Genomic DNA, 13,056 nt, shown 5'->3' with positions numbered 1-13,056 from the left:
CCGTATACGGGAAAAGCCCATTCCGGTGACGGAAACAGGCTTTTCAAGAAGTGTGCCGAAAATAAAAAACGCGGTTTCCAACCATCTAATGGGGTTTTGGGGCGGTGCGGCGGGCTTCGCGCTGCTCCGGCACAGCTACCGGTGCGGGCTGGAGCATGCCCAGCAAATCGGCCAGGCGCTGCTTGAGCTCGCGGCGGTCCACGATGAAATCAAGAAAGCCGTGCTCCAGCACGAATTCGGCGCTCTGAAAGCCCTTGGGCAGGTCCTTGCCAATGGTTTCCTTGATGACGCGCGGGCCGGCAAACCCGATGAGCGCGCCCGGCTCGGCAATGTTGAAGTCGCCCAGCATGGCAAACGAAGCCGTGACGCCGCCCGTGGTGGGGTCGGTCAGCAGGCTCACGTAGGGCACGCCGGCTTCGGAGAGCAGGGCCAGCTTGGCCGAAGTTTTGGCCATTTGCATCAGCGAGTAGCCGGCTTCCATCATGCGGGCGCCGCCCGAGCGCGAAATCATGAGAAACGGCGTCCGGTTTTGGCGGGCGAAGTCGATGGCGCGGGCAATTTTTTCGCCCACCACCGAGCCCATCGAGCCGCCAATGAACTTGAAATCCATGGCGGCCACCACCAGCGGCTGGCCCGCCGACAGGCCGTGGGCCGAGCGCACGGCGTCTTTCAGGCCGGTGTTGCGCTCGGTGGCGGCCACCCGCTTGGGGTACTCCTTGGTGTCGACGAAGTGCAGCGGGTCGCCGGAAGTGAGGTTGGCGTCAAGTTCGGTGAACTGGCCCTGGTCGAACAAAAACTCGAAGTAGTCAGCCGCGTCGATGCGGTCGTGGTAGTTGCAGTTGCCGCACACGTACAGCAGGCGCTTGTGCTCGGCCATGGTCACCACGGTTTTGCACTCCTGGCACTTGTGCCACAGGCCGTCGGGGGTTTCTTTTTTCTGGTCGGTGGGGGTAACGATGCCCTTTTCTACGCGCTTGAACCAGGCCATATTGTTAGCTTTTAGCTGTTAGCTGATGGCTATTAGCTTTATTTTTGGGAGGAAGACGACAAGCTTCGGGCCTGCCGGGGCTACTTAAAACCGGGCGTCAAAGATAAGCCAAACCAGCCGCCTTCTGCCACTGCGGCGGCCCGGGGTGGCGCCGGCCCGCCGTAGTGTACGCAAGAGCTTCCTTTTTGTCCGGGGCAAAAGGCTTCGGCGACGAGCATTCCGGCCAGCGCGGGGCCGAAGCCTTTTGCCTGCCGTACACCGCGCCGGGGCTAAGCCGCGGCAGGGTCGACGTTCCTGGCGATGGAGTGAAAAGCGGGGGTAATGGTCGATTTGGGCGAATTGCTGCGGCCGGGCCGCCCGTTAAGCGCTACCTTGCTACGCCAACGCGGCCGGACAGTCCGGCGGCCGATGGCCCGGCGCTTCGCCTTCTTTTTGCCTGTGAAAACCTTCTCCCCTACCCTGCTGGGCCTCTTGCTGCTGGCGGCCCCGGTGCTCAACGGCTGCGTGACGGCCAAGAAATACGACGACCTCAGCGCCCGCCAGCAGGCCGATGCCCAGGGCAAGGAAGCCGCTGAGCGCCAGCTGCGCAGCACCACCGCCGAGCTCCAGAAAGCCTCCGACGAGCTGGCCCAGCTGCGCCTCACCCAAAAGCGCCTCGTGACGGACTCGGCCGAAACCGGAGCCGCCTACCGCAAAACGCGCATGCTCTACAATGAGCTGAACAGCAGCTACGACAAACTCCTCAAAAACAGCGACCGGGAACTGGCCAACAAATCGTCGGACTATAACAAGGTTGCCAAAGACCTGGCCCGCCGCGAAGCCGAGCTGGGCGAGCTGGAAACCACGCTGCAAAAAAGCAAGGCCGTGAACGACCGCCTCGCCGCCGACCTGCAGGCCCGCGAAGCTCGCCTCACCGAGCTCACCAAGGCCTTGGCCGACAAAGACCAGGCCGTGGCCGACCTGAAAGCCCGCGTGAGCAAGGCCCTGCTCAGCTTCAACAGCAGCGACCTGCAGGTGAAGCTCAAGGACGGCAAGGTATACGTGTCGCTGTCGGAGCAATTGCTGTTCAAATCGGGCTCGACCAAGGTGGACCCCAAAGGCCAGGAAGCCCTGAAAAAACTCGCCACCGTGCTACAGGAGCAGAAGGATGTGAACGTGGTGGTGGAAGGCCACACCGACAACGTGCCCATCCTGCGCGGTACCGCCGGCCTCGCCGACAACTGGGACCTGAGTGCCCTGCGCGCCACCGAAATTGCGCGGCTGCTCACCACGGCCGGCGTGGCGTCGGAGCGGGTCACGGCGTCGGGCCGCGGCCAGTACGTGCCCGTGGCCCCCAACGACACGCCCCAGAACAGGGCCCTGAACCGCCGCACCGAAATCATCCTCACGCCGAAGCTCGACGAGCTGTTTCAGATTCTGGGCAGCAACAGCACGGCCCCGGCCGGGGCAGCACCGGGAAAGTAGCGAGACTGGTCAGTTGTTTAAAACGCCTTCCAGAACGTCCTGCTGAGTTGGTCGAAGCCTCTTTGTCGCGCGCAACTAATTAAATTTAGTACTGCGGTAGAGATGCTTCGACCAGCTCAGCAGGACGTTCTTTTCTATGAATACTATTCCCACCAGTTAGCATTGAGAGGCCCGGCGGCTACGTCGACGCGCTGACCGGGGGCGGGCAGCAGCAGCGGCACCTCGGGCCCGGCCTCGGCCAGGAGCTCCTGCACCGGCGCCCGCCAGGCGTGCAGGGCCAGATTGAACGTGCCCCAGTGCAGCGGCAGCAGCGGCCCGCCGCCTAGCAGCCGGTGCGCCTGCAAGGCCACGAGTGGGCCCATGTGAATGTCGGCCCATTCCGCGTCGGCCGCGCCAATTTCCAGCATGGTCAAATCGAAGGGGCCGAAGGCGGTGCCAATCTGCCGGAAGCCTTCCTCGAACGGGCCCGAGTCGCCGCCGAAAAACACCTTGTGCTGCGGCCCCAGCAGGCACCACGAGGCCCAGAGCGTGTTGTTGCGCGTGAGCCCGCGGCCCGAAAAATGCCGGGCGGGCGTGGCCACCAGCGTGAAATCGGGCGCCAGGGCGGCCTTCTCCCACCAGTTCAACTCGGTGATGCGGGCCGGGGCCACGCCCCAGCGGCGCAGGTGCGCGCCCACGCCCAACGGGCAGAAGAACGGCACTTCGCGGCGCGCCAGCGTCCGGATGGTAGCCTCGTCGAGGTGGTCGTAATGGTCGTGCGAGAGAATGACGGCATCGAGCGCGGGCACGTCGGCCAAGGGCAGCGGCGGCGCAAAAAACCGTTTCGGGCCCACCAGCTTTGAGGGCGACACCCGCTCGGCCCACACGGGGTCGGTGAGGAAGCGGCGGCCGTCGATTTCGAGCAGCGTGGTGGAGTGGCCCAGCCAAGTGGCGCGCAGGGCATTGGGCGGCACGGGTGCGGCCAGCGCGACAGCATCGGCCCGGAACGGACCGAGCGGCTGCCGGGGCTCGCGCTCTTCTTTGCCCCACAGGTAGCGTTTGAGCAGGGTGCCGTAGCCGGAAGTGGGGCCGACGGCGGTGGCAATGGCATTGTGGTATTTCTTGCCGTCGTGGCGGGCCTGGAGCTGCATAAAAAAAGGCTGGGAAGCGCCCTACGGAGGCGCCTCCCAGCCAAGACGCACAGCGCGGCCGGATATTTGGCGGGCTTGCGCCAACGCAGGCTTTTTAGGCTTAAAAATCAGCCTTTAAGCCCAGCGCCAGGGTCAGGAGCTGGCCAATGCCCAGGCCACCGTTGCGGTTGTTGAGGTAGCTGGCCAGGTACAGGTCGTTGCTGCCCAGCTCGTAGTAGAACGACAGTTTGCGGGGCTGGCCCGTGGCGGCCACCGGGGCGGCCAGCAGCGTGAGGCGGCTGCCCAGCAGGGGTCCGTAGCGCGTGTCAGTCGAAAACCAGTAATAGTCGCTCGAATACTGGCCCTTCAACTCGTCGTTGATGGTGCCGTGGGTGTAGCTGAAATAAGCGCCCACGGTGATGGGTACTACCTGCAGCTTCTCGCCCACCGGCAGCCGGAAGGGCGAATACAGGAACTTCACCGACGCCAGACTCAGCGTGGAACTGGCAAAGCGCTTGGGGACGTAGCCGAGGAGAATGTCGGTTTCGAGGCGGCCTTTTGAGTATTCGTAGCCGGCGCCGGCGGCCACCATGCCCAGGCCGCCGCCGGTTTGCAGAGCCAGGTGGCCGGGGCGGTACCAGGGGCGCGCGGCGCGCGGCGGGGCCAGGGCAGAATCGGGCGGGGTGGCGGCGCGGACGGCGCCAGCGGCCAGCAGCAGGGCCATTAGAAGCAGGTTTTTCATTAGAATGCGACCCGTTTGATGCGGAATTGCTTGTCGCCCCACACGGTGACCACCATGTAGTGGCGCTCCGAAAACGCATCGGAGTTCACGTAGGTCACCCCGTCGTTGTAGGGCTGCGAAATGGCGAAGGAATGGTTGTGGCCGTTCATCTCGAACACTAGGTTCGGGGCTTCGCTCAGGGCCTGCACGTAGGGCGTGCGCAGGGCGGGGTCGAAGTCGTCGTTGGTGGGCGGCACGTGGCAAATCACCACCTGGCGCCGGGCACCGTCGAGGTGGTTCAGTTGGGGGCGCAGCCAGGGCATGTCGGGGGCGGTGCCGTCGAAATTGTATTCGCGGCCGTTGGTGTCCACCATCGTGAATTTGGTATCGCCGTACACAAACGAGTAATTCAGGGCGCCGAAGATGTGCTGGTAGGTTTCGCGGCCGTTGCCCACCTGGTCGTGGTTGCCCACCACGGTCACGTAGGGCACGTTCAGGCGCCGCAGCTTCTCGTCCACCCAGCGCATTTCGCGGGCCAGGCCGAAGTCGGAAATGTCGCCGGCCACCACCAGAAACGAGATGCCCGACAGCTGGTTCACGCTGCTCACCAGGTCCTTGGCTTCGTCGTAGAACTGCTGCGAGTCGCCGGTGAAAACGAAGCGCAGGGTGTCGCCGGGGGCCAGGGGCCGGGCCTGCAGCTTGGCGAGGTTTTTCTCGGTGAGGTTGGTAAATTCCTCGGGGACGCGGTGGTCGTTGGGGCTGAATTCGATGAGCTCGCAGCCCGCCAGGCCCAACAGCGCCAGCAGGGTAACCGCCCGGCCCAGGCCGCGCAGAAAAGAAGAAAAATGCATGGTCAAAAAACCGACCCACTTGCCGGCCCGAATAAGGATAAACACGCCTTAAACCAGGTTTCGGTCCGGTTGGTTGAGGTTTAACTTGCTTTTAATGTAGGTACACTTGTGAGGCGGCGCCTGCATAATACTGTTTTTCACCTTAATGCAGGCGGGCGAGTTGTCGGCCAATGGGCTTGCGGGCGCACCGCTGCAGCTTGAGTTCGAGCACAGAGCAGAGCGGCCGGATTTCGATGGAAACCGGCAGCCAATGCACATCTGAAAGGCACAGCTCTTTACTTGACTTCAAACACCACGTCGTACACCGCCGTGATGTTGATTTTGCGCAGGTTGGGCGTGCCGATTTCGCCGCCCTCGCCCCCCGCGATGCTTTTGTTTTTCTTATCATAGCCCATCGAGCTATACGCCGCCAGCTTGTCGTCGGCCACGGCGGAGAGCGGCAGCACCTCCACGGCCGCCACGATGCCGCCGAGCTGGCCCCCGGCAAGTTTGGCCACGGCCTGGGCCTTCTGGCGGGCATTGGCGGCGGCGCGGCCGGCCACCTCCAGACGGGTGGCTTCGAGACGGCTGCTTTCCAGGTTCACCACGCGCAGGTTGTCGGCCCCGGTTTGCACCAGCTTCGGAATGAGGTCGTTGAGCAGCTTGGGGTTGTTGAGGGTCAGGCGGTATACTTTGGTGAGGGCCACGTTGGCGTTGGCCGTTTTCGAGAAGCCGCCGTAGCCGCTGGCGGCTAGGTCTTCCAGCACCAGCTTTTCGGGCGCGATGCCGGCCTGCTTCAGCACCTGCTGCAGGCCCTGCTCCTGTTCCTGGGTGCGGGCGTTTTCCTTCACGTTATCCGAAAAGCGGTAGGTGAGCAGCAAATCGGCCTTTTCGGGCTCCAGCTCCTGCTCGGCCGTGCCCCGCACCAGAATGGTGCGCGGCGTGGGGACAGGCGCCTGGGCCGCGCTAAAGTGAGCCAGGGGCAGCAGCAACAGATACAAATGACGCATGGGGCGAAGCGGAAATGGGGTGAAAACCTTAAAAGTAAAAGCGCCGGGCCGCCCGCAAAGGCAACCCGGCGCTTACAACGCTCGCGGCGCAAATTATTACCCAATGGCCTGGGCCAGGTCCTCAATCAGGTCCTCGGCGTCCTCAATGCCCACGCTCAGGCGGATGAGCGAGTCCGAGAGGCCCGACTTGCGGCGCTGCTCGGCCGGAATGCTGGCGTGCGTCATGGTGGCGGGGTGGCCGCTGAGGCTTTCCACGCCGCCCAGGCTTTCGGCCAGGGTGAAGTACTTGAATTTCTCCAGCACGGCAATGGCATCAGCCTGCTGGTCGCCTTTTAGCACGAAGGAAATCATGCCGCCGAAGTCGCGCATCTGCCGGGCCGCCACGGCGTGGTTGGGGTGGTTTTCGAAGCCCGGCCAGTACACTTTTTCCACTTTGGGGTGCTGGCGCAGGTACTCGGCCACGGCGCGGCCATTTTCGCAGTGCCGCTGCATGCGGATGTGCAGCGTTTTCAGCCCGCGCAGCACCAGGAAGCAATCCTGCGGGCCGGGCGTGCCGCCGCAGGCGTTCTGGTAGAAGCTCAGGCGCTGATGCAGCTCGTCGTCGTTCACCACCAGCGCGCCCATCACGGTGTCGGAGTGGCCGGCCATGTACTTGGTGAGCGAATACATCACGATGTCGGCCCCCAAGTCCATCGGTGTTTGCAGGTAGGGCGTGCTGAAGGTGTTATCCACGGCCAGCAGGGCGCCGCACTCCTTGGCCACGGCCGCGGCGGCCGCAATGTCGATGACGTTCAGGAGCGGGTTGGTGGGAGTTTCCACCCAAATGAGCTTGGTTTTTTCGCTGGCCACGGCGCGCACGGCTTCCATGTCGTGCATGGGCACGAAGTGGAATTTGATGCCGAACACTTCGTACACTTTCGTGAACAAGCGGTAGGAGCCGCCGTAGAGGTCGTTGGTCGAAATCACCTCGTCGCCGGGCTGCAGCAGCTTCATCACGCAGTCGATGGCGGCCATGCCGGAGGCGAAGGCCAGGCCGTGCTTGCCGTTGTCGAGGGCGGCCAGGGCGTCCTGCAGCTGCGAGCGGGTGGGGTTGTGGGTGCGCGAGTACTCGAAGCCCTGGTTTTTGCCGGGCGAGGTCTGCACGTAGGTCGAAGTCTGGTAAATGGGCGTCATGATGGCCCCGGTGTGGGGGTCCGGGTGCACGCCGGCGTGGATGGCTTTGGTGGCGAATTTCATGAATGAGGAGGTGGGATTTTAGCGAAAATGAGCCCGGCGCGCGGCCCATGGCGGCGCGTTGGGCCGGCAAGTTACGGAAGCCCGGCAAGGCAAGACCCAAATGCTGGCCGGCCGCTATATTCGTGGTTTGGCTACCACATAATCAACAGCCAATTACCGTATTTCAGCCCGTTGCGCCGCATGAAAAAACTACTCCTCTACTTCATGCTCGCTTTCGGCACGGCCTTCGCTAAGCCCAAAGCCAAACCCGTCCTCACCGCCGCCGACTCCGTGGCGCTGTGGCGCGCCGCCGAAAAAGCCTACGTCGACTCCGTGAATGCCACCCTGCACTACCAGCAGGGCCACATCGTCCTGCCCGGCGGCTTCGGCGAGCTCACCGTGCCGCGCGGTTTCCGCTACCTCGACTCGGCCCAGAGCCGCCGGGTGCTGGTGCAGCTCTGGGGCAACCCCAACGGCGAAAGCCTGGGCATGCTCTTCCCCATCGACCGCGGCCCCGTCGACCGCAACCACTGGGCCTATTCCATCGATTTCGACCCCATGGGCCACGTGGCAGACGATGATGCCGACGACATCAAGTACGACGAGCTGCTGGAGGAAATGCAGGACGACACCCGCGAAAACAACCGCGAGCGCGAAAAGCGCGGTTTCGAGCCCGTGTACCTCCTCGGCTGGGCTGCCAACCCCTACTACGATGAAAACACGCACGCCCTGCACTGGGCCAAGGCCCTGCGCTTCGGCACCGACCCCGACACGGTGCTCAACTACAACGTGCGCCTGCTCGGCCGCAAGGGCGTGCTCATCCTCAACGCCATCGGCGACCCCAGCCAGCTGGCCGAAGTGAAGGCCAGCATTCCCGGTTTGGTGCACAACGTCACCTTCGTCAAGGGCCAGCAGTACACCGACTTCGACGCCAGCCTCGACGAGGTGGCCGCCTACTCCATCGGCGGGCTGGTGGCGGGCAAGGTGCTGGCCAAAGTGGGCCTGTTTGCCGTCATCGTAAAGTTCTGGAAAGCCGGCCTGCTGTTGCTGGCCGGGGCCTGGGCGGCCATCAAGCGGTTTTTTGGGTTCGGCCAGAAGGAAGCGTAGCCGCCCGGGCCGGCGGCGCGTAAGCAGGGCACGGGGGCGGCTGGCCGCGCCGGACAAGGGCCCCGGCCCCGCTACCTTCGCTGCCCATGAAATTTCTGCGCGAGCTCTTTCGGAAGAATTTTTCCACGCTGCTGTCCATGCTGCTGCTGGTGGCCGTGCCGCTGGTGGGCAGCGCCTCGCTCACGGGGGTGCTCTACCACAACCAGCAATTCCTCGAAAACCTCAGCACCGGCCAAAGCCTGCTCTACTTCGTCATCGTGGGCGTGGCCATGGCGTTTTCGCTGGTCAATACCACCGCTGTGGTCCTGATAACGGGGTTTTATTTGGGCTGGAGCGGCTTTCCGGGCATGGTGGTGGCGTATGCGCTGGCGGCGCTGGTGGGCTACCAGGTGGCTTCCGCCCTCGACCACGGCAAGATGCTGGCCTTTCTCGGTCATTTCCCCAAAGCCGACGCCGTGATGAAAGAACTGAAAACCGACAGCTGGCAGTTGATTTTCCTCACGCGGGTGTCGCCCGTCACACCGTTTGCGCTCATGACGTTCGTGCTGGCCATCATGCGGGTGCGGCGCGGGCCCTTCCTGCTGGCTTCGGTGGCGGGGATGCTGCCGCGCAGCCTGTTTTTCTACTGGCTGGGCACCAAGGCGCAGGACGTGTTCACGCTGCTGAAAGACCCCGGCACCGGCACCACCGGCAAGCTGCTGCTGCTGGCGCTGGTGGCGGCCTCGTTTTTTGGCATCTACTATCTTTTCAACCAGGCCCTGAAGCGGGCCCTGAGCAAAGGTGCCGCCGCTCCCCCAACCGCTCCTTGATTATGAGCAGCTTGCACTTTTTTTCAAAATTTATTTAACAAAAACCCGCAGCGGGCTTGTACGGCCACTTTTTTCCGTCTTACCTTTGCGCTCCCAACACGGGAACTGGTTGTGTAGCTCAATTGGATAGAGCATCTGACTACGAATCAGAAGGTTTAAGGTTCGACTCCTTACACGACCACAAAAAAGGCCCTTTGCGACACTGCGAAGGGCCTTTTGCTTTTCCGGGGGACCCGGGAGGGGACCCGCTGTCTCTAGAGCGTGTTAATGGCTTAGCAGGTTGATGTGATATGCTTTGCCGAGCATGAGGCAGGCAAACATAAGGTAGTGAATGCCTTGCAGGGTACTGGTGAGACGTTCGTAATTCCGGGCCAATTGCCGGAACCGGGCGGCCCAGGCAAAGGAGCGTTCCCCACCCCCCGCTGCTCAGCCTCCCGCCAAGCCCAAGCACGGCGGCCGGCTAATCGGCGGGCAACAACAGTGCCTCTAGTGCACCGAGAGAGCACAATCCAGCGCGGGCGCCTGGGCAGGCACGTGATTACGCCCTACCACGGCAAACACGCGCTGTCCAGCGCGAGCCTTGTCGGCAATGAGGCGATACATGTAGGCGTTGCGAAACTCGCTGGAGGCGCGGTTGATGTCGTTGGTGAACTGGCCACCCGTGCTGGCCGAGGCTGCCGCCGGGTCGAACCAAGCAGCGGGAGCCTCCCACCAATTGCCACCCTGAGGCCAGTGCTTCCGGTACGCGGCGGCTAACTCCGGCACCGAGCGGATGACTTGGTCAGCACCGGGCAGCACCTGGGCACTTTTCGTCAGAAAGGCTTCCATGGCCTTTGTAATCTGCTCCGGGGTAGCATGGGAGCGCGTGCGCAGGCGTTGCGCCTCGCGCAGCATGTAGAAGAGCTTGAGCTGCTCCGGGTCAAACTTGGTTTTGAGGTGCTGGTACTCGGCCACCGGATTTTCGAGCGATTCTACCGCAATGTGCTGCTGTTTGGCCAAAAAGCGCACGTAGCCGGACTCCCCGAGTCGGGCAATGGTTGCGGCGGCCGTGGAATCAACTCCCCGATTGGGCCCTTCAAACAGGACAATGGTGGGGTTGACTTCCGCAAAAGCCTGTTTGATGCGGGCAAACTGCGGGTGCGTGGCATCCTGAGAGTGCTCGGCCCCGAAGTAGTAGACGCGGCCGCCGGTGGGCAAGGAGCGTGTGTACGTCCAGGTTGGCTTGGCTGGCAGCGGAGCGGCATAGCTCAGCAGTAGCTTGTCGCAGGGGCCAGGAACAACGTTTTGGGCCAGTACGGGGGCGGAGGCCAGCACGACAGTCAGCAGCCCAAGTAAAGATTTCATAGCGAGGTAATGGAGAAAACAACGCCGCAAGTTTTTCCTAAGCCGCTGGTCCTGCTATCACACAGGCAGGTGCACAGAACAGCTTTTCGGGGTGGCAGGTTGAGCTAAAAGATGAGTCTGATGGAGCAGGCTGGCGCCGCTTATTCCAGCGTCAGCCGCTGGCTCATTGCACCGCAGCGCAACGTGTACATGCCTGCCGGGAGCCCGGATAAGGGCATTAGGACCTCCGTGCCAGCTACGGGGGCCGGCTGCGAATGCACCTGCCGGCCCAGGGCATCGAATACCTGCAGCTGGGCTGCCACTAATGACCCCACCAAGCGCACCCTGACCGCGCCGTGGGCCGGGTTGGGGTAGGCCAGCAGCTGGTTCGGGACACTGCTGGCGGAGCGAGAGGCCGTGCGAACAGGCGAATAAACGGCGGTGCCGTCCCGGTCGACCTGGCGCAGGCGGTAGTAGAGCGTGGTTGCCTCCAGCGGGCATTGGCTGTCCATGAAGCGGTAGTCGGTTAGCTGGGCGGTGGTACCCTGGGCCGCCACGGTGCCAATGCGTTCAAATACCTGGCCCCCCAGGCTGCGCTCTACTTCAAATGTGGCGCTGTTCTTCTCCGAAGCCGTGCGCCAGGCCAGGGCCACGCCGGAGCCGCTCGGCTGGGCGGTGAAGGCCGCCAGTTCTACCGGCAGCGGGGCCGCGGCGCTGGCCAGCGTCAGAAAGCCAAATTGGTTCACGCCCGTAACGGTGACCGCGTTGGCCGTCGCATCGCGGCTGGTGGCACCAAGGCTTTGCCAGGTACTCGCCCCAAAAGTGGTGGAGCGGAACAAACTCAGGTCGGTTTCGGCCAGCCCTTGCAGCTCGGTTTGGGCGTAGGCGAAGGTGAGCGTCGCGTTCGAAATAGGGTTGGCCGGCTGCAGGATGTAGTAGCGCTCAATGCCGTGGTTGCTGCCGGCGGTTACGGCCGTGCCGGTAATGCGCGACACGGCCACGTTGCCGGGCGCGGTTGGGCTGGCCGGGTCGGGCGTGAGCGTGAGGCCCAGTCCCCCGAGGTTGCTCAAGGCGTTGGTGGTCAGGCTCTGGGTGGTAACCACGACGCCGAGAAGGTAGCCATTAGCCGACTCGTTGAGCATGCCCGCCGGCCCGATGGTGACGTACCGACCGCTGGTTTCCAACGTGCCGTTGATTAAGTCCAGCGTCTGCGTTACCTGCAGATTGTTGGAAAGGTGCAACAGGTTCCCGCCGGTCTGGGTGAGGGTGCGCACCGTGGGCGGCAGGCCCGAACCGGTGTACTGCACCCCCGGCCCGATGTAGTGGTAGTTGGCGTCGGGCGAGAACGTGCGGGGCCCCGTTACCTGCACTGCGCCGTTGCTGCCGCTGGCCGTGATGCCTGTGGCATCGCAAATGAACAGCGCGGCCCCGGCGGCCAGCGTGAACGCCCCCGGGCCCGTGAGGGGCTGGCAGCCGGGCCGCAGCAGGCCGCCGCTTTGCACCAGCAGCTCGCCCTCCACCACCACGGGGCCACCCAGCACGGCATCGCCGGTGCCGGTGACGGTGATGTTGTGGTAGGTGCCGGCCGGAATGGTGGCGGCGGTGTTCACCACCAGGTCGGCGGGCGGGGCGGTGAAATTCAGCTTCACGTATTGCAGGTTGCCGCGGTCGCCGCCGCTGGTGTCTTCCAGGCGCAGCGTCCACACGCCGTTGGCCGGGCCGGTGCTGAAGCCTGTGAGCGGAAACTGGGGCCGAAACGAGCCAATGAACGGCGATGCGCCGTCCCCCACGGCCACCGGGGCCGCATCGACGAAGTGCGTGACTTCGGTGGGGCAGTTAAAGGGGTTGCCGTAGTTGTCGTCGCGCCCGCCGTTGTGGCTGCTGAGCACCACGCGCTGCCCGGCCGGCGAAATCAGGCTAATTTCCAAATCAGAATCCCAGGTGTGGAACAGCGACAGGTCGACGGAGGTGAGGGTGAGGCCCGCGCCGAGCGTGCCAGCCACGCCGCTCACGTAGAGGGGCACGTCGGTAACGCTGACATCCGCAATTGGAATGTTGAGCCCGCAGTTGGCCGGCGTATTCGTCACCACCGTGAAGGGCGTGGCGCTACTGCCCAGGCCATCGAGCGAGGCCACCCGCAAGAGCCCCGTGGCCGCATTTATCGTCGGCACCGTGGCCGTGATGCTGGTGGCCGATACCACCGTAAAATTGACCGACACGCCGTTCAGCGACACGTTGGTGGCCGCGGTGAAATCGGTGCCGGTGATGGTGATGACCGTGCCCGGCACGCCATAGCTGGGGCTGAACGAAGTGATGGTGGGCGCCGGCGCAAGAACGGCGGCGCGAGCCGGGGCCGAAGCGGCGGCTGGGCGCAGTCCCGCGGCCAGCAGGCCGATTGCACAGGCAACGGAGCGAAAAAATGGGTTCATAGGTAAGCAGAAAAGAGGTGAGAGAATGCCAGAAACAGTGGGCCGTTCCGG

Annotated in this window: 11 protein-coding genes and 1 tRNA gene; 4 read left to right on the top strand and 8 right to left on the bottom strand. The window is 63.7% G+C overall.

The genetic code is table 11. The features are described 5' to 3' along the window. Window positions 1–85 precede the first annotated feature (85 nt). Window positions 86–988, bottom strand: a complete 903-nt coding sequence (accD, locus tag I2H31_RS01930; RefSeq protein ID WP_196291315.1) for an acetyl-CoA carboxylase, carboxyltransferase subunit beta — start codon at window positions 986–988, stop codon at window positions 86–88. Window positions 989–1,426: 438 nt separating this feature from the next. Here accD and I2H31_RS01925 point away from each other — a divergent pair, with 438 nt between their 5' ends. Continuing rightward, window positions 1,427–2,452 (top strand): OmpA/MotB family protein, encoded by a 1,026-nt coding sequence (locus I2H31_RS01925; RefSeq protein WP_317192160.1) that lies wholly within the window; start codon window positions 1,427–1,429, stop codon window positions 2,450–2,452. A gap of 143 nt (window positions 2,453–2,595) precedes the next feature. On the opposite strand, the gene I2H31_RS01920 is transcribed toward I2H31_RS01925, so the two are convergent. The 5 genes from I2H31_RS01920 to I2H31_RS01900 all read right to left on the bottom strand — a co-directional run bounded on the left by I2H31_RS01920 (window position 2,596) and on the right by I2H31_RS01900 (window position 7,358). After that, entirely contained in the window at window positions 2,596–3,582 is a 987-nt protein-coding gene (locus tag I2H31_RS01920; RefSeq protein WP_196291313.1) for an MBL fold metallo-hydrolase, read from the bottom strand. 100 nt (window positions 3,583–3,682) lie between these two features. Beyond that, window positions 3,683–4,303: a hypothetical protein gene (locus I2H31_RS01915; protein WP_196291312.1), complete on the bottom strand. Its 621-nt coding sequence runs from the start codon at window positions 4,301–4,303 to the stop codon at window positions 3,683–3,685. Continuing rightward, complete coding sequence (locus I2H31_RS01910; protein ID WP_196291311.1) at window positions 4,303–5,133, bottom strand: metallophosphoesterase family protein; 831 nt, start codon at window positions 5,131–5,133, stop codon at window positions 4,303–4,305. Before I2H31_RS01910 ends, I2H31_RS01915 begins: the two co-directional genes overlap by 1 nt. A gap of 275 nt (window positions 5,134–5,408) precedes the next feature. After that, entirely contained in the window at window positions 5,409–6,122 is a 714-nt protein-coding gene (locus I2H31_RS01905; protein ID WP_196291310.1) for an SIMPL domain-containing protein, read from the bottom strand. Window positions 6,123–6,218: 96 nt separating this feature from the next. Further along, entirely contained in the window at window positions 6,219–7,358 is a 1,140-nt protein-coding gene (locus tag I2H31_RS01900; RefSeq protein WP_196291309.1) for a cystathionine gamma-synthase, read from the bottom strand. A gap of 180 nt (window positions 7,359–7,538) precedes the next feature. Here I2H31_RS01900 and I2H31_RS01895 point away from each other — a divergent pair, with 180 nt between their 5' ends. From I2H31_RS01895 to I2H31_RS01885, 3 genes are all read left to right on the top strand, one after another. After that, window positions 7,539–8,444 (top strand): DUF2167 domain-containing protein, encoded by a 906-nt coding sequence (locus I2H31_RS01895; RefSeq protein WP_196291308.1) that lies wholly within the window; start codon window positions 7,539–7,541, stop codon window positions 8,442–8,444. Window positions 8,445–8,530: 86 nt separating this feature from the next. Continuing rightward, window positions 8,531–9,253: a TVP38/TMEM64 family protein gene (locus I2H31_RS01890; RefSeq protein ID WP_196291307.1), complete on the top strand. Its 723-nt coding sequence runs from the start codon at window positions 8,531–8,533 to the stop codon at window positions 9,251–9,253. 107 nt (window positions 9,254–9,360) lie between these two features. Then, window positions 9,361–9,434 (top strand) — tRNA-Arg (locus I2H31_RS01885). 305 nt (window positions 9,435–9,739) lie between these two features. On the opposite strand, the gene I2H31_RS01875 is transcribed toward I2H31_RS01885, so the two are convergent. Both I2H31_RS01875 and I2H31_RS01870 read right to left on the bottom strand, forming a co-directional pair. Next, a complete protein-coding gene (locus I2H31_RS01875; RefSeq protein WP_196291305.1) occupies window positions 9,740–10,597 on the bottom strand; it encodes a hypothetical protein in 858 nt (285 codons plus the stop codon). A 140-nt stretch (window positions 10,598–10,737) separates the two neighbouring features. Next, window positions 10,738–13,005, bottom strand: a complete 2,268-nt coding sequence (locus I2H31_RS01870; RefSeq protein ID WP_196291304.1) for a proprotein convertase P-domain-containing protein — start codon at window positions 13,003–13,005, stop codon at window positions 10,738–10,740. Window positions 13,006–13,056: the final 51 nt, after the last annotated feature.

Origin of the sequence: Hymenobacter ruricola, from assembly GCF_015694525.1 — a bacterium.
GTDB lineage: Bacteria > Bacteroidota > Bacteroidia > Cytophagales > Hymenobacteraceae > Hymenobacter > Hymenobacter ruricola.
This window is presented reverse-complemented; position numbering and strand designations above follow the sequence as displayed.